At 70.6% G+C, this 16,467-nt stretch carries 17 protein-coding genes; 4 read left to right on the top strand and 13 right to left on the bottom strand.

The window, feature by feature from the left end:
• Positions 1–96: 96 nt before the first annotated feature.
• A complete protein-coding gene (locus tag ABD120_RS19620; RefSeq protein WP_343951382.1) occupies positions 97–1,761 on the top strand; it encodes a class I adenylate-forming enzyme family protein in 1,665 nt (554 codons plus the stop codon).
• On the opposite strand, the gene ABD120_RS19615 is transcribed toward ABD120_RS19620, so the two are convergent.
• Positions 1,756–2,853 carry a hypothetical protein gene (locus tag ABD120_RS19615; protein WP_343951381.1) on the bottom strand — a complete coding sequence of 366 codons (1,098 nt, stop codon included), beginning with the start codon at positions 2,851–2,853 and terminating at the stop codon, positions 1,756–1,758. The two genes, ABD120_RS19620 and ABD120_RS19615, sit on opposite strands and share 6 nt — an antisense overlap.
• A gap of 239 nt (positions 2,854–3,092) precedes the next feature.
• Between ABD120_RS19615 and ABD120_RS19610 the strand changes: the two genes are divergently transcribed.
• Together ABD120_RS19610 and ABD120_RS19605 are read left to right on the top strand one after the other, a co-directional pair.
• Positions 3,093–3,497 carry a hypothetical protein gene (locus tag ABD120_RS19610; RefSeq protein ID WP_343951380.1) on the top strand — a complete coding sequence of 135 codons (405 nt, stop codon included), beginning with the start codon at positions 3,093–3,095 and terminating at the stop codon, positions 3,495–3,497.
• 20 nt (positions 3,498–3,517) lie between these two features.
• A complete protein-coding gene (locus ABD120_RS19605) occupies positions 3,518–3,871 on the top strand; it encodes a nuclear transport factor 2 family protein (protein WP_343951379.1) in 354 nt (117 codons plus the stop codon).
• A 46-nt stretch (positions 3,872–3,917) separates the two neighbouring features.
• On the opposite strand, the gene ABD120_RS19600 is transcribed toward ABD120_RS19605, so the two are convergent.
• Positions 3,918–4,148, bottom strand: coding sequence for a hypothetical protein (locus ABD120_RS19600; RefSeq protein ID WP_343951378.1), 231 nt, complete (start codon positions 4,146–4,148; stop codon positions 3,918–3,920).
• Between the two features lie 26 nt (positions 4,149–4,174).
• On the opposite strand from ABD120_RS19600, the gene ABD120_RS19595 reads away from it, so the two are divergent.
• Positions 4,175–4,894: a Uma2 family endonuclease gene (locus ABD120_RS19595; protein WP_343951377.1), complete on the top strand. Its 720-nt coding sequence runs from the start codon at positions 4,175–4,177 to the stop codon at positions 4,892–4,894.
• A gap of 46 nt (positions 4,895–4,940) precedes the next feature.
• Here the strand turns inward: ABD120_RS19595 and ABD120_RS19590 are convergent, their stop codons facing one another.
• The 11 genes from ABD120_RS19590 to ruvX all read right to left on the bottom strand — a co-directional run.
• On the bottom strand, positions 4,941–7,490 hold the full coding sequence (locus ABD120_RS19590) for a phenylalanine--tRNA ligase subunit beta (RefSeq protein ID WP_343951376.1): 2,550 nt from the start codon (positions 7,488–7,490) through the stop codon (positions 4,941–4,943).
• Positions 7,490–8,530: a phenylalanine--tRNA ligase subunit alpha gene (gene pheS / locus ABD120_RS19585; RefSeq protein ID WP_343951399.1), complete on the bottom strand. Its 1,041-nt coding sequence runs from the start codon at positions 8,528–8,530 to the stop codon at positions 7,490–7,492. The genes ABD120_RS19590 and pheS overlap by 1 nt, the downstream gene beginning before the upstream one ends.
• Positions 8,531–8,665: 135 nt before the next feature.
• Entirely contained in the window at positions 8,666–9,736 is a 1,071-nt protein-coding gene (locus ABD120_RS19580) for a sensor histidine kinase (RefSeq protein WP_343951375.1), read from the bottom strand.
• Between the two features lie 98 nt (positions 9,737–9,834).
• Positions 9,835–10,638 carry a TrmH family RNA methyltransferase gene (locus ABD120_RS19575; protein ID WP_343951374.1) on the bottom strand — a complete coding sequence of 268 codons (804 nt, stop codon included), beginning with the start codon at positions 10,636–10,638 and terminating at the stop codon, positions 9,835–9,837.
• Between the two features lie 76 nt (positions 10,639–10,714).
• Positions 10,715–11,098, bottom strand: coding sequence for a 50S ribosomal protein L20 (gene rplT, locus ABD120_RS19570; RefSeq protein ID WP_343951373.1), 384 nt, complete (start codon positions 11,096–11,098; stop codon positions 10,715–10,717).
• 24 nt (positions 11,099–11,122) lie between these two features.
• On the bottom strand, positions 11,123–11,317 hold the full coding sequence (gene rpmI / locus ABD120_RS19565) for a 50S ribosomal protein L35 (protein WP_343951372.1): 195 nt from the start codon (positions 11,315–11,317) through the stop codon (positions 11,123–11,125).
• Between the two features lie 178 nt (positions 11,318–11,495).
• A complete protein-coding gene (gene infC, locus ABD120_RS19560; RefSeq protein ID WP_425564005.1) occupies positions 11,496–12,152 on the bottom strand; it encodes a translation initiation factor IF-3 in 657 nt (218 codons plus the stop codon).
• A gap of 175 nt (positions 12,153–12,327) precedes the next feature.
• Positions 12,328–13,170, bottom strand: a complete 843-nt coding sequence (locus tag ABD120_RS19555) for a shikimate dehydrogenase (RefSeq protein ID WP_343951397.1) — start codon at positions 13,168–13,170, stop codon at positions 12,328–12,330.
• A gap of 54 nt (positions 13,171–13,224) precedes the next feature.
• A complete protein-coding gene (gene mltG, locus ABD120_RS19550) occupies positions 13,225–14,355 on the bottom strand; it encodes an endolytic transglycosylase MltG (RefSeq protein ID WP_343951371.1) in 1,131 nt (376 codons plus the stop codon).
• Between the two features lie 226 nt (positions 14,356–14,581).
• Entirely contained in the window at positions 14,582–15,805 is a 1,224-nt protein-coding gene (mltG, locus tag ABD120_RS19545) for an endolytic transglycosylase MltG (protein ID WP_343951370.1), read from the bottom strand.
• Positions 15,806–16,188: 383 nt separating this feature from the next.
• Positions 16,189–16,467: Holliday junction resolvase RuvX (gene ruvX / locus ABD120_RS19540; protein ID WP_343951369.1), on the bottom strand; the 279-nt coding region annotated here is incomplete at its 5' end.

Here is a 16,467-nt window from a genome sequence, read left to right as displayed (position 1 = left end):
TTGCATGACTCCGCGTCACCCAAACCCTGGTGCGACATACCTACTGGTCGGTACTGTGGGTGCACGGATCCCTAGCCCCCTGCGGGAGTTCTGCCCATGACCATCAGCCATGCCGAGGTCCAGGCCCAGCTCACAGCCCCAGGACAGCTCTTCGAGATGGAGGAGTTCGACGACACCGGGGTACGCACCTGGAAGCACGCCCCCGGCCACTTCCGCGCCCTGCTGGAGATGAGCCGCTTCCACGGCGACAAGGTCTTCCTCGTCTACGAGGAAGAGCGCCTCACCTACGAGGAGCACTTCCGCCGCACCGCGGTCCTCGCCCGCCGCCTCGTCGACGAGTACGGCGTCGCCAAGGGCGACCGGGTCGCCATCGCCATGCGCAACTACCCCGAATGGGTGCTCGCCTTCTCGGCCGCACTGGCCGCCGGGGCGATCGCCGTACCGTTGAACGCCTGGTGGACCGAGCGGGAGCTCGCCTACGGCGTGGCGGACTCCGGCGCCAAGGTCGTCGTCGCCGACGGGGAACGCGCCGCACGGCTGACCTCGACCGGCGTGCCCCTCATCGTCGCGCGCGGCGCGGCACCCGAGGGCGCCCGCTCCCTGGACGAGCTCATGGGCGAGATCCCGGCGCAGGTCAGCCTGCCCGCCGTCGAACTGTCCCCCGAGGACCCCGCCACGATCTTCTACACCTCGGGCACCACCGGCAGGCCCAAGGGCGCGCTCGGCAGCCACCGCAACCTGGGGCAGTCGCCGATGACCGTCGCCTACAACCTCCTGCGCGCGGTCGCGCTCGCCGGCCACGACCTCGCGGCCGCCGCCGGCGTGCGCAGGGTGACGCTCCTGACCGTGCCGCTGTTCCACGTGACCGGCTGCTTCTCCGCCCTCACCACCACCATGTTCACCGGCGGCGGGCTGGTCCTCATGTACAAGTGGGACGCCGGGCGGGCGCTGCGGCTCATCGAGCGCGAACGGGTCACCACCCTCCTCGGCGTACCCACCAACGCCTGGCAGTTGCTGTCGCACCCCGCCTTCGGCACCTACGACCTGGGCTCGCTGACCACCGTCGGGTACGGCGGCGCCCCCGCACCCCCCAAGCTGCTGGAGCGCATCACCGAGCGGCTGCCGGAACGCTCGCCGTCCAACGGCTACGGCCTGACCGAGACCACCGCACTGGCCATCGGCATCGGCGGCCCCGACTACCGGGACAGACCCGACAGCGTCGGCCTGCCGAGCGCCGTCGTCGATGTCCGCGTGCTCGGCCCGGCGGGTGAAGAACTGCCGGCGGGCGAGGTCGGCGAGCTGTGCCTGCGCGGGCCCAACGTGATCCTCGGCTACTGGAACCGGCCGCAGGCCACGGCGGAGACCTTCGCCGGCGGCTGGCTGCACACCGGAGACCTGGCCAGGATCGACCCGGACGGCTTCGTGTACATCGTCGACCGGGCCAAGGACATGCTGATCAGGGGCGGCGAGAACGTCTACTGCGCCGAGGTCGAGTCAGCCCTGTTCGAGCACCCCGCCGTCGACGACGCCGCCGTGATCGGGGTCCCGCACGACGAACTCGGCGAGGAGGTCGGCGCGGTCGTACGCCTGCGGCCCGGCGCCACCGCCACCCCCGACGAGTTGCGGGAGTTCCTCCTCGGCCGCATCGCGAAGTTCAAGGTGCCCGTGCACTACTGGTTCCGCGACGAGGAACTGCCGCGCAACCCCGGCGGCAAGATCCTCAAGACCCGCCTGCGCCGAGAGGTGCTCGGCACCTCATGAGGCCAGATGCTCGGCGATCGCCCGCGTCATCGGGGCGACCGTCGGCAGGCGCGGTCCCTCGAAGTAGCCCGGTTTGTGGGTGCGCAGCAGGGCCTGCCCGCTGCGCGCCCACGCGAAGCCGGAACGGCCGAGCAGCCGGGCGAACACCCGGTCGGCCTTGGCGTGGTCGCGTTCGGCCAGCCGTACGAGGGGCACGGGCGAGACCGCCTCGCCCTTGAGGTAGGCGGTCAGCAGTTCGCGTGACTCTCGCCTGATCGCGAGCTCGGGGCGCTCGAAGATCTCCGCCAGGCGGCCGAAGTCGGTGTAGTAGCCGAGCCCGTCGTGCTCGTCGAAGATGAGGGCGACCGTCTCCGCCCGCGCGACGTGCTCGGGCACCTCAAGGTCCTCGCGCCGCCCGCCGAGCTGTTCGTGCTGGTGGTCGAGGTAGCCGCCGAGCCGCTCCGCCACCTGCGCGCCCGGCATGACGACCTCGTCGGCGCCGAAGTGGGCCATGAAGCAGCGGCGGTGCTCGGCCTGCGCCCGTCTGGCCTCGGCGAGGATGAACGGGTTGCGGAAGGCGTAGGCGGGGTTGTCCAGGGCGACGTGGGCGGCGACCGGCACGAGCGTGTCGCGGGCCTGCTCGGTGTGGACCGACGGGGTGGCGCTGATCAGCCAGTCGGGGCCGAGCGGGATCAGCCTGCCGACGACGTACATACCTTTGGACAGGGGTTCGAAGGCGTGGTCGCCGAGGTTGGAGTAGGCGCGGTAGGTGAGCTCGTCGACCAGGTTGAACAGGCGCACCGACGGGCCGTGGCGGCCGGTGACCTCGAAGACTCCCTCGACGACCTCCTTCCACGATCGCAGCAACCGGCGGTCGTCGGCTCCGAGACCGGGGTGGTCGCCGAGATAGCGGTCGATGATGGTGTCTCCGCCCGCCAGGCGGTGCTGGTGGGCGAAGTAGTCGATCGGCAGGAAGGCGGTGGCCTCGTCGCCGGCCGGGCCGTCGGCGTAGAAGCGGTCGAGCACGGCGGTCAACTCGCGGGCGAACCTGCCCTCGGTCGCGTAGTGCACCAGGTCCGGCTTCAGCTCCCGTGCCCGCGCCAGCAGTTCCACGCCATCACCCTCCGTGTCGGATCGAACGCAAAGAGAGGGTAACGGGCGGGGCCGAGGCTCGCGCGGGTTTCCCGGGTTTACGCCGGAACGGCGGGTTGCCGAGTCGTCTCGGGGGCCGGTCGCCGCCTCCCCGCAGCATGAACGCCCGCGATCGCCCATTACCTCGCGCGTAATCGCGCGACCTATGCCCTCGGTGTCACGGTTGTCTTGTTCCGCCAAGCACTGAGGAGAACCCCCAGATGAGCACCGTCACCGCCGTCGCGAACAAGACCAAGTTCCTGCGCGTCGTCCTGACCCTCGACGCCGTCGTCACCGGCGGCAACGGCCTGATCTACCTGATCGCCGCCCCCCTGGTCAGCGACCTGCTCGGCCCGGACACCGGCCTGTTGCGGGGGATCGGCGTCTTCCTCGTCCTGTACGGCCTCGCCGTCGGCGCCCTGGCCGCCCGCCGTGAGATCAGCGTCGGCGGCACCAAGACCTTCATCGCCATGAACTCGGCCTGGACGATCGGCAGCGTCGCGGCGGTGATCTTCGGCCTGCTCGCCTTCACCACCATCGGCGCGATCTGGGCCGTCATGCAGGCGGCCGTCGTCGGAGCGTTCGCCGCACTGCAGGTGACCGGCCTGCGCAAGGCCGCGAGCTGAGCCCGAAGGAGAGACAAGAGATGAACGAGATCGTCGAGCGCTACCTGGCCACCTGGAACGAGACGGACTCCGCCGCCCGTACCGCAGCCGTGGCCGAGCTTTGGACCGAGGACGGCACCTACACCGATCCGCTCGCCACCGTCGAGGGCCACGAGGGCATCGCGGCCGTGATCGCCGGAGCCCAGGGCATGTTCCCCGGCCTGCTCTTCACCGCCGGGACGGTGTTCGAGGCCCACCACGACATCGCCCGCTTCACCTGGCATCTCGGCCCGGAGGGCGGCGAGCCGGTCGCGATCGGTTTCGACGTGGTGCAACTGGCCGAGGACGGCCGGATCCAGCGGGTCCTCGGATTCCTGGACAAGGTGCCCTCCTGACCGCCGCCCCGACCAGGGCCTCTCCCCCGCCGGGGAGGGGCCCTGCTCAGTTCTCCGGCTCGCGCCAGCCGTCGTACTCGGCCGCCAGCGCGTCCAGCCTGGGCACGTCGGCTCCCGGTACGGCCTCGGCCACCACGACCCACTGGGCGTCCTCGGCGTCGTCCTCGCCCGCGAGGGTCTCGCGCACCACTCTGGGCACCTGGCCGAACCACTCGCCGAGCGTCTGCGCGACCTCTTCGGCGTCGTCGCGCTCGGCGAACACAAGCAGGTGCCGCACGCTTCCCTCCTCAACTTCCGGGCAGGATGGACGTAGATTGCTACCGTAGAGCCATGACCGCCGAAGTGGTGAGCCCGGAGATGCACGACCACACGCCAGCGTCAGGTCCCGACCCGGAAATGCCAGCCCGCAAGCCAGCGTCACTCCGCGACCCGGAGACGCCAGACAGCAAGTCGCCGTCACTTCCCGGCTGGGTCTTCCCTCCGCCCCAGGGCTTCGTCGCCGACGATCTCGATCGCATTCCGCATTTGCCTGCGCACACGGAGTTGATTGACGGAAGCTTGGTCTTCGTGAGCCAACAGCGAGACTTCCACACGTCCACGCTCTTCCTGTTGCACGCTGGACTTCTGCGCACCCTGCCGGCCGATCACCGTGTCCGCAGGGAGATGAGCATCCGCCTGGCCGACGATCAGCGGCCGGAGCCCGACTTGATCGTGCTGGGGCCGGGGGCGGAGATCCGCAGTGAGGCCACGTTCTACCAGGCGCAAGACGTCGTTCTGGCCGTCGAGGTGGTCTCCCCCGAGTCGAAGACCCGCGACCGCGACCGTAAGCCCGTGCTCTACGCGCGAGCCGGTATCCCGCATTTCTGGCGGGTCGAGTCCCAGGAGGGCCGTCCGGTCGTCCACGTGCACGAACTCGACGAGTGGACCAAGGCGTACACGGTCACCGGGGTCCACCACGACCGGCTCAAGCTGGCCGTGCCGTTCGACATCGACGTCGACCTCGCCGAGATCGACCACCTCTGAGCGGCTCACACGTGAAAGGGCCCGAGCCGGGCCCTTTCACTTCGGCTCAGGCGCCGCGCAGCCGCGCGCCCAGGCGCTCGGCCGCGACCGCGACCGCCGCGTCGCGGGCGGCCGTCGTCTCCTCGACCGTCAGCGTGCGGTCGGGGGCGCGGAAACGCAGGGTGTAGGCCAGGGACTTGTTGCCCTCGCCCGCCTGCGCCCCCATGTAGACGTCGAAGAGCCGGATCGACTCAAGAAGCGCACCCGCGCCCTCGCGCAGCGCGTCGGCGACCGCGTGCTCGGGCGTGGCAGCGGGCACGATGAGGGCGACGTCCTGGGTGGCGACCGGGTAGGCGGACACGGCGGGGGCCTCGGCGGGGCCGGGTGGCACCAGGGCCGACAGCTCCAGTTCCATCGCGCAGGTGCGCGGCGGCAGGCCGTACGCCTCGACGACCCTCGGGTGGAGTTCGCCCGCGTGACCGACGAGCCGGTCGCCCACGTGGAGGGCGGCGCAGCGGCCGGGATGCCACGGCTCGTGCCGGTCGGCGCTGACGGTCAGTTCGACCCCGGCCTCCTCGGCCACCACGCGGGCGGCCTCGACGGCGTCGGCCCAGCCGGCCTGCCTGCCCTTGCCCCACCAGCCGGAGCGCTCGAACTCGCCGGCGAGCACGACCGCGAGCCGTTCGGGCTGGGCGGGCAACGCGGCGGCGATGGAGTCGAGTTCGGCGGCGTCGGGCGCCCGCTCGACGCCGAGAACGGGGGCGGTGGCGGGAGCGCCTTCCTGCGGCCGGTAGACCAGGCCGGACTCGAACAGGGCCGCGTCGGCCAAGCCCCGGCCGATGTTGCGGACCAGGGTCTTGAGCAGGCCGGGCAGCAACGTGGTGCGCAGCAGCGGCTCGTCGTCGGAGATCGGGTTGGCCAGCCTGGTGGCGCGGCGTCGGGCGTCGTCGCCGGGCAGCAGCAGGTTGTCGAGGTCGGCCGTACCCATGAACGGGTAGGCGAGCACCTCGACGTACCCGGCCGCCGCCAGCGCGCGGCCGGCCCGCCTGCGCAGCCGCTGGTGCTCGGTCAGGCCGGCACCGGCGGGGGCCTTGGGCAGCACGGACGGCAGTGCGTCGTAGCCTTCGAGCCGGATGACCTCCTCGGCCAGGTCGGCCGGGTCGGTCAGGTCGGTGCGCCACGACGGCGGCGTGACCGTGATCATGTCGTCGCCGGTGACCGCCAGCCGGGCCGCGATCTCACCGCCGCTGACGACCGCGGTGGGCTCGACGCCGCCCCGGCGCACGGCCGGGTCGTCGCCGTCGGCGACGAGGCAGCCGATCTGCTCCAGGCGGTGCACCACGCTCTGCCTGGAGTACGGGACACCGGCGACCCTGCCGGGGTAGCTCACCGGGATCGCGATGCGGCCCGGGTCGACCTCGACCTCGACGTGGGTGAGCCCCGGGTGGATGCTCGCACCGCCGAGTTCGGCCAGCAGCGCCGCCGCCCGCCAGGTGGCGACCAGCGGCAGTTCGCGGTCGACGCCGCGCTCGAAGCGCTTGGACGACTCCGACACCAGCTTGTGGGTGCGGGACTCGCGGGAGATGCCGGGCGCGGAGAAGTGCGCCGCCTCGATCACCACGTCGGTGGTGGTGTCGGAGATCTCGGTGGACAGGCCGCCCATCGTGCCCGCCATCGAGATCGGGCCGGACTGGTCGGTGATCAGGATGTCGTCGGGGTGCAGGTCGCGCACGACGTGGTCGAGCGTCTCCAGCCGCTCGCCCGGCTCCGCCCGCCGTACGACGATCTCGCCGGTGAGCTTGGCGCGGTCGAAGGCGTGCAGCGGCTGGCCCATCTCCAGCATCACGTAGTTGGTGACGTCGACGGCCAGCGACACCGGGCGCATGCCGGCGCGGGTGAGGCGGGTGCGCATCCACAGCGGCGAGGCCGCCGCCGGATCGTAGTCGCGGACCTCGCGCAGCACGAAGCGGTCGCAGGCGCTCGGGTCGGCGATCCACGCGGGCCAGGCTTCGTCGGTCGCGGCCTCGGGCCGCAGGTCGGCCGGGTCGCGGAAGGGCACGTCGAAGGCGATGGCCGCCTCGCGGGCCACGCCCCGCATCGACATCGCGTAGCTGATGTCGGGGGAGATCTCCAGTTCGATGACCTCGTCGCGCAGGCCGAGGAGTTCGACCACGTCGGTGCCGATCGGGGTGCCGGAGGGCAGCACCATGATGCCGTCGTGGTCGTCGCCGAGGCCGAGTTCGCGCTCGGAGCAGATCATGCCCTCGGACAGGCGGCCGTAGGTCTTGCGGGCGCCGACCTCGAAGCCGCCGGGCAGCACACCGCCGGGCAGGACCACGGGCACGCGGTCGCCGACGACGAAGTTGGTCGCGCCGCAGACGATCTCGCGCGGGGTGGCCTCGCCGACCTCGACCTTGCAGTGGCGGATCGGCTTCTTGAAACCGGTGAGCTCCTCGATCTCGAGGACCTCTCCGACGACGACGTTCTTGACGTCGTGGCCGTGCGAGACGATCCGTTCGAGCTTGAGCCCGGCGGCGGTCAGGCGGTCGGCGACCTCCTGAGCGGTGACCGGCGGAAGATCGACGTACTCCCGCAGCCAGGAAAGCGGGGCCTTCATCAGATCTCCATTCCGAACGGGAGCGTGAAACGTACGTCGCCCTCGACCATGTCGCGCATGTCCGCGACGTTGTGACGGAACATCAGCGTGCGCTCGATGCCCATACCGAACGCGAAGCCGCTGTAGCGGGCGGGGTCGACGCCGCCGGCCACGAGCACGCGCGGGTTGACCATGCCGCAGCCGCCCCACTCGATCCAGCCCTCGCTCTTGCAGGTGCGGCACGGCGGGTTGCCCGGCACCGCGCTGGCGCCCCGGCACACGAAGCACTTCAGGTCCATCTCGGCCGACGGCTCGGTGAACGGGAAGTAGTGCGGGCGGAAGCGGGTGGTGATGCCCTCGCCGAACATGACCTCGGCGAAGCGGTCGAGGGTGCCCTTCAGGTGGGCCATCGTCAGGCCCTCGTCGACGGCCAGCCCCTCGACCTGATGGAAGACCGGGGTGTGGGTGGCGTCGAGTTCGTCGGTGCGGAAGGTCTTGCCCGGCGAGATCACGTAGCAGGGCACGCCGCGCTGCAGGAGCGCGCGGACCTGTACCGGGCTGGTCTGGGTGCGCATGACCATGCCGGAGTCGGTCGACTCGACGAAGAAGGTGTCGTGGTCGGAGCGGGCCGGGTGGTCCTTGGAGATGTTGAGGGCGTCGAAGTTGAACCACTCGCCTTCGAGTTCCGGCCCCTCGGCCACCTCGTAGCCCATCGCGACGAAGGTGTCGGCCACGCGCTCCTGCATGGTGGTGAGCGGGTGGCGGGCGCCGCGCGGGCGCCGGTCCCACGGCAGGGTGACGTCGACGGCCTCCTCGACGAGCACGCGGGCGTCGCGTTCGAGCTCCAGCTCGGACTGGCGGACCGCCAGCGCCTCGTTGATCGCCTTGCGGGCGGTGCCGACGCGCTTTCCGGCCTCGGCGCGGGCGGCCGGGGGCAGGACGCCGATCTCGCGGTTGGCGAGCGCGATGGGCGAACGGTCACCCGCGTGCGCCAGGCGGACCTGCTTGAGTGCGTCGAGGTCGGCGGCCGCCTTGATCGCCGCTACGGCGTCGGCCTCCATCCGGGACACCTCGTCGGCGTGCAACGGGGTCACCTCGACGGGATCGTAGTCAGACAAGAGAGAGCTCCCAATCCAGGGCTTGAGCGTGAACGAGTCTAGTGGGGGCGAAGGCCCGGCCCACCGATCGCGACCCGGTCAGGCGAATTCGGGCGCGCCGGCGGGCATGGTAAATCGGAACTCCGCCCCGCCCTCGGGCGCACGCTGCACGGCGATGGTGCCGCCGTGGGCCTCGACCAGGCCCTTGACGATGAACAGGCCCAAACCGGTGCCGCCGCGCCTGCGGCTGTTGCCACGCCAGAACTGGCGGAAGACGTGCGCGGCCAGCTCGGGCTCGACGCCCTTGCCCTGGTCGCGTACGGACACCGCTACTCCCCAGTCGACGGATTGGACCTCGATCGTCACGGTTCCGAGACCGTGACGCAAGGCGTTCTCCACCAGATTACCCAGAATCTGGTCGATCTTGTCCTGGTCGAGCCAGGTCTCGGGCAGATCGGCGGACACGACGAGCCGGAAACGGTCCTCGGTCTCTCCGGCCGCGACCCGGCCCGCGATGAGGCGGCGCACCCGGCCGGGCAGGTCGACGACCTGCCGGTGGATCTTCAGACGCCCCGACTCGATGCGGGAGACGTCGAGCAGCTCGGTGATCAGCCGGGTCACCCGGTCGGCGTCGGTGTTGATGGTCTCGAGCATGACCAGCTTCTGCTCGGCGGTGAGGTGAGCCCACTTGGCCAGCAGCGTCGCGGTGAAGCCCTTGACGCTCGTGAGCGGCGAGCGAAGCTCGTGGGCGACCGTCGAGACCAGGTTGGCGCGACTGCGCTCCAGCCGGGCGCGGGCGCCGCTGTCACGCAGCATGATCGTCACGCGTTCGACGTCGCCGGAGCGGGCGGGCCTGCGCACGAGCCGGGCCGAGACGTACAGCTCCGGCCCGCCGGGCAGGTGCAGGGACTGCTCCGGAATGCGGGTGCGGATGCGCAGGCCGCCCGGCGCGTCGAGGGCCTTCCACCACTCGCGGCCGTCGTTGTCGCGGAACGGGAAGACCTCGGCCATGTCGCGGCCGAGGGCCTGCTCGGCGCCGACCCCGGTCAGGCGGGTGGCGGCGTGGTTGACGGCCAGGATGCGGCCGAGCCGGTCGCTGACGATGAGCCCGTCGGGCAGGTCGTCGATGGCGACGTGGAGTGGGGGTGGCGCATGGGTAGCGGCAGGCACAGTGGACACGGTAGATACCGCGCGTCGTTCGCTGTCTTCGCCGTGCACGACCCCGCCTCCTCCAGCTCCATGGCCGACAATAGCGGGTTTCCGGGGCTCTAGGGCACCCGCTGAACCCGGGCGGAGGCGTAGAGACACACGGCGGCCGCCGTCGCGAGGTTGAGACTCTCGGCTTGTCCGTAAATGGGTACCCGGACGACCTCGTCCGCGAGGGCGCGGACGTCCTCGGGCAGCCCCCACGCCTCGTTGCCGAAGATCCAGGCGGTCGGCAGGTCCAGCTCGACGTCGTCGAGGGTGCGCTCCCCCGCGCCGTCGGCCGCCAGCACCCGCAGCCCGGCCGCCTTCAGCTCGTGTACGGCCCGCGCGACCGGGCTGCCGATCACGACCGGCAGGTGGAACAGGCTCCCGGCACTGGCGCGCACACACTTGCCGTTGTACGGATCGACCGACGCGTCGGTGAACACCACTGCGTCGGCCCCTGCCGCGTCGGCGGCCCGCATCACGGTGCCCGCATTGCCCGGATCGCGGACGTGGGCGAGCACCGCGACCAGCTTCGGCCCGCCGGCGAGCGCCGTCTCCAGCGGCACGTGGACGAAGCCGCAGATCGCCAGCAGCCCCTGTGGCGTGACCGTCTGCGACAACTCGGCCATCACCTCGCCGCTGGCCCGATGGACGGGCACCCCCTGGGCCAACGCCTGCGCCACGAGGTCGGCGTGGCGCTGCTCGGCCTCGGCCGTGGCGAACAGTTCGAGGGTCACGCCGTCGAGCTTGAGCGCCTCGCGCACGGCCTGCGGCCCCTCCGCCAGGAACCTGCGGTCCTGCTCGCGGAAGGAGCGTTTGGCCAGCCGCCTGGCCGCCTTCACCCTCGGCGCCCTGATGTTGGTCAGCTCGGAGCCCACCATGACCTGTCTCCCACTGCTCGCCATTGCCGTACCCATGCAAAAAGGGCCCACCGGGGTGGGCCCTTGACGTAGAGCCTCAGCTCGCGGCCGGAGCGTTCACGTTCGCGGGCAGCGCCTTCTTGGCGGCCTCGACGAGCGTGGCGAAGGTCTGGCTGTCGTTGACCGCGAGGTCGGCGAGGATCTTACGGTCGACCTCGATGCCGGCCAGGCGCAGACCCTGGATCAGACGGTTGTACGTCATGCCGTTCTGACGGGCTGCGGCGTTGATCCGCTGGATCCACAGACGGCGGAAAGCGCCCTTGCGATCCTTCCGGTCGCGGTAGGCGTAAGTCATCGAGTGGAGCATCTGCTCCTTGGCCTTGCGGTACAACCGCGAACGCTGACCACGGTAACCCGTGGCCCGCTCGAGGATGACCTTGCGCTTCTTCTTGGCGTTGAGCGCCCGCTTCACGCGTGCCATGTTGTTCTCCCCGGGGGTTGCGCGCTACTTGGCGAGCAGCTTCTTGATCTTCTTGACGTCGTTGACCGAAACCACGACTTCGCTCTTGAGACGGCGCGTCAGCGTGGAGGACTTCCACTCGTTGTAGTGCGCGCGGGCGGCACGACGGCGCTTGACCTTGCCGGTGCCGGTGAGCCGGAACCGCTTTTTCGCACCGCTGTGCGTCTTCATCTTCGGCATGTCGCCGTCTCCCTCACTTCTCAGTTAGCCGGGACCAGCCCGCCGGGCGCTCCCGAAGGGCGCCTCCGGCGGGCTCTCCCGTGCCGGTGACCGGGCCGGTGCCGAAAGGCCCGGCCTGGTTCCTCGTCTGGGCGGTGACTGTTCGGGGGTGCCGTGCAAGGCTAACCCGACCAGCGGGTCAAGCTTCCGGCGTGGAAGCTTCCGCGGTGTCACGGGCCTTTGCCGCCGCCTTCTCGGCTTTGGCCTCGGCCTTCTTCTTGTGCGGACCGATCACCATGATCATGTTTCGGCCGTCCTGCTTGGGCTGGGACTCGACGAATCCGAGCTCCTGGACGTCCTCGGCGAGCCGCTGCAGCAACCGGAAGCCGAGTTCCGGCCTGGACTGCTCACGGCCACGGAACATGATCGTGACTTTGACCTTGTCTCCCGCCTTGAGGAACCGCACCACGTGACCCTTCTTGGTCTCGTAGTCGTGCGGGTCGATCTTCGGCCGGAGCTTGATCTCCTTGATGATCGTGTGCGCTTGATTCTTGCGCGCCTCGCGCGCCTTCATCGCGGACTCGTACTTGAACTTGCCGTAGTCCATGAGCTTGCACACGGGCGGTCGAGCCGTCGCCGCGACCTCGACGAGGTCGAGGTCGGCCTCCTGGGCGAGCTTCAGCGCGTCGTGGATGGAGACGATGCCGACCTGCTCGCCGTTCGGGCCCACGAGGCGAACCTCGGGAACTCGGATACGCTCGTTGATGCGGGGCTCAGTGCTGATGGGGCCTCCTAGGTTTGCGATCCCTACGTGCTCGTCGTGCCGGGGGCCTCCGCAACGCGGAAAGCCCCGCACGTCGCGCATGCGGGGCCACTGAGCTCTTCGGCTGCGTGGCCGTAAGCTCCCCGGAGTGATCCGGCGTGATCCTGGACCCGGACGCCTGATGGCGACTCAGGTGGGAGGGAGACCTCCGCTTGCGCGTCCAGCAAGAATGCCGGACCGATCAGGGAGTTACGCTACCACAACAACGTCACTTCCTCGAATCATCCCCCTGGTCGGCGGCTGTCCGCCGCCGGATCTCCGCCTCTCCGGCGGCTCTCATCGCCTCGACGGGGACGTCCTCGCGGCCGGTCATCAACCGCACCTGGAGCACCGCCTGGTGCAGCAGCATCGCGAACCCGCCGACCACCGTGCCGCCCGCCTGCCGTACGGCCGTCGCGGCGCGGGTCGGCCACGGGGAGTAGACCACGTCGAACAGCGCGGGCACCCCCGCCAGCAGGGGCGCGTAGGCGTCCGCCGCCGAGCCGGGCAGCGTCGAGACCACCAGGTCGGCGCGGACGGCGGTGTCGAGCTTGTCGAAGGTCTCGACCGCCAGCGTCATGCCCAGCCGCTCGGCCACGGCGGCGGTCTCACCCGCGCGGGCCGGATCGCGGACGACCAGGGTCGCCTCGCCCAGGTCGAGTTCGCGCAGCGCCGCGAGCGCCGAGGCCGCGGTCGCCCCCCCACCGAGTACGGTCGCCGAGCGCGGCGCGGGCACCCCGGCCTCGGCCAGCGCCTGGCGGATGCCGTACACGTCGGTGTTGTCACCGTGGCTGCGGCCGCCCCGGAAGATCACCGTGTTGGCGCCCCCGACGGCGACCGCGAGGTCGGAGACCGTGTCCACCAGCGGGAGCACCGCGCGTTTGAGCGGCATCGTCAGCGAAAGCCCCGCCCATTCGGCGCCCATCCCGGCGAGCATCGCGGGCAGGCCCGCCTCGTCGCACTCGAACGCGTCGTAGCGCCACTCGTCCAGGCCCATCGCCCGGTAGGCCGCCCTGTGCAGGTGCGGCGACAACGAGTGCGCGATGGGCGACCCCAGGACCGCGGCCCGCATCATGCCCCTCTCTCCGTCGTGCGAGAGGACTCTATCGCCCGCCGCCTGTCGCGCTCAGTAGCCGTTGGCCTTGAACTCGCGCATGAGCTCCTGGAACTCCGCGTCGGTGGAGGCGAACTTCGTGACGTTGCTCTTCTCCGGGTTGGTGGCGACGAACCACTTCCACGAGCCGTCGGCCGGGTTGAGCGCCGCCTCGATCGCGTGGTCGCCGGGGTTGGCGATGGGGCCGGGCGGCAGGCCGAGATGCTCGTAGGTGTTGTACTTCGAGGGAGTCTTCAGCTCGGCGTAGGTGGCGCTGTGGCCGTACTTGTTGAGCGCGTACATGACCGTGCTGTCCATCTGCAGCTTCATCGGCGGCTCGCTGGCCAGCCGGTTGTAGATCACCCGGGAGATCTTCGCCATGTCCTCCACCCGGCCCGCCTCGGCCTGGACGATGCTGGCGATGATGATGATCTGGTGCGGGGTGTAGCCCATCTGCTTGGCGGAGTCCTCGAGGCCGTGCTTGTCGGCCGACTCCTTGAAGCGGTCGACCATCTTGCCCAGAATCTCTTCGGCCTTGGCATTGGGCGGGAACTGATAGGTCGCGGGGAACGCGTAGCCCTCCAGCCGTCCCTTGGTGTAACCCGGCAGGCCGAGTTCCTCTCGCTTCTTGGCCGCCGCCTGCAGGTCCTTCGCCGGGACCTTGGTCTTCTCGGCCAGTTCCTTGATGGTGTCGCTGAGCCGCAGGCCCTCCTTCAGCGTCACGGGAATGAACTGGCGGTTGCCGTCGTCGAGCAGCTTCACGGCGGAGGCGGCGGCCATCTTCTGGCGCAGGGTGTAGTGGCCGGGCACCAGGGCGCTGCTCTTGCCGGAGTTCTCGATGGCGTTGACGAAGGCGCGCGAGTCGGCGACGACGCCCAGGCGCTGGAGTTCCTCCGCGACGTCCGTGGCGCTCATGCCCGATTTGATCTCCAGGGCGACCTCGCCGGTGCCCTCACCGGTGTAGTCGTCGGGGATCAGGCGGTCGCTCACCCACAGGTAGCCGTAGTAGCCGCCGCCTCCCAGGATGCCGATCAGAACGATCAGTGCGAGCAGCGGGGCCAGGAAGCGGCCCCGGTTACGCCGGCGTCGCCGACGGCGGCCCCGGCGACCGCCGCCGCGGCGAGGGCGGGCGCCCTCGTCCTCGGAACCGAGGAGGAAGTCCATGTCGACATCATTCATAGCTGCGCAGGCCAATCTCCCGGTAGGGCCGGTCCGGCGTCAACACCGGTGGGGGTTACCGAGCGAAACGGGGGGAGCCGCCGGTCGCGTATCGGCGACCAGCGGGGATCACTCTGGGTAGCCATGCTAGGGGACACGGAGAGCGCTTGTGCCCCTTCGGCGGGGACTCGCAGGAGGTTCCCGTGCGAGGTGGGGGGTGTCCCGACGAGCATCAGTTTGTCCCGAGGTATTGGTTCAACTCTTCCCGGTATCTCACGAACTCGCTCTCTTTATCAGTGAATTTCGTGATTCTATGCGCCGGATTAGTTGTAACAAACCAGTACCAATCGCCCTCTGCCGGGTGGAGGGCAGCCATGAGTGCCTTCTCCCCCGGGTTGGCGATCGGCCCCGGAGGCAGCCCGGCGCGCATGTACGTGTTGTACGGCGAACGCACCTTTGTGTCCTTGATCGAGACCTTGAGCGTCCTGCGGCTCTGGGCGTAGAGGACCGTCGAGTCGATCTCCAGCGGCCTGCCGTCCCTGAGCCGGTTGTAGATCACCCTAGCGATCTTCGGATAGTCGCTGTCCCTGCCGCCCTCGGCCTGCACCAGGCTGGCCACGATCACGGCCTCCAGCGGCGTCAGCCCGATCTCGGCCGCCCGCTCGGCCAGGTGAACCTTCTTCGCCGCGACCTCGAACCGGTCCACCATCGCGGCCAGCAGGTCCGGTGCCGTGGTGCCCGGTTCCACCTCGTACGTGGCGGGGAACAGGAAGCCCTCGACTCCCCTCGCGTACTCGGGCAGCCCGAGCAGGTCGGTGTCGACCGCCTGGAAGTCGCGCACCGGCAGCCCGCTCTGCTGCGATATCCGCTGGTAGACCTCGCCCGCGCGCATGCCCTCCGGGATCGTCGCCCGCTTCACCACCCGCGACGACGGCGTCAGCAGCAGGTCCACCGCCGCGCCCGCCGCCATGCCCTTGCGCAGGCGGTAGTGCCCGGGACGCAGCCGGTCGGCGACCGACTTCTCCTCGGTGGCGTTGATGAACGAGCGCGCGCTCGCCACCACCCCGGCCGCCGTCAGCGTCGCGCCCACCTCTCCGGCCGTGGCTCCGGGATCGATCCGTACGGTCACCGCGCCGCTGCCGCCCCCCTCGAAGTCGTCCGGGGCCACGTACGGCTTGACGACCGTGTAGCAGCCGACGCCGACGGCGAGCACCGTGGCGGCCACCCCGGCGAGGACCAGCGCCTTGGTACGGCCCTCCGACGCGCGGGCTACGGGCATCGGAGCGGTCTCGCCGATCTCGTCCGACTCGTCGAGCAGTTCGTCGGCCAGCGACAGCTCCGAAGGTTCGGGAGCGACCTCCCATGCTTCGGCCCCGCCGTCGTCGGTCTCCCTGGCCGCCTCAGGTGTGGGGGCCGGATCGGTCTCGTCGCGGGCCGCCGGGGCCGGTGTGATCACAGCCGCCGTGCCGGGCTCGTCCTCCGGAGCCGAAGACCGGCTGTCCGTCGTCGGGGACGAGGGCTGACCGCCGGATTCCGGGGCCGAAGTCCGGGCGTCCGCAGTGGCGGGTGCCGTACCGGGCGAGTCCTCCGGAGGCCGGGGCGGGTCCGGCTGCTCCGGAAGGCGTGCCTGAGCGGCCGTCCCTGAGGACGGCTGCTCGGCTTCGCCGATGGGACCGGCCTCAGATCGCGCGAGCGAGCCGACGGGATCGGCCTCGGGTCGCGCGAGCGGACCGGTGGAATCGGCCTCGGGTCGCGCGAGCGGACCGGTGGAATCGGCTCCAGATCGCGTGAGCGGGCCGGTGGGGTCGGTTGAGTCGTCTGCCGGGGGGCGGCCGACGCTCACTGCCCAGCCCCGTCGTCCGCCACACCGGGCGGATCGACGGGTCTGCCTGGAGGTCTGCCGGTGGCGCGCTCGGAGTCGAGCGCGTCCTGCAGGAGTACGACGGCGGCCGCCTGATCGACCACCCCGCGCTGCTTCTTGGCCTTCACGCCACTGGCGCGCAACCCCTGCTGGGCCGCGACCGTGGTCAGCCGCTCGTCGAACAACCGCACGGGTGTGGGTGCCAGCCGCGCGGCCAGGTCGCGAGCGAACGCGCTCGCCAGCGCGGCCGCCAGCCC

The sequence above is a fragment of the Nonomuraea longicatena genome (assembly GCF_039525605.1).
Taxonomy (GTDB): Bacteria; Actinomycetota; Actinomycetes; order Streptosporangiales; family Streptosporangiaceae; genus Nonomuraea; species Nonomuraea longicatena.
The sequence above is the reverse complement of the archived record's forward strand: the minus strand, read 5'-3'. Positions and strand labels throughout refer to the sequence as shown.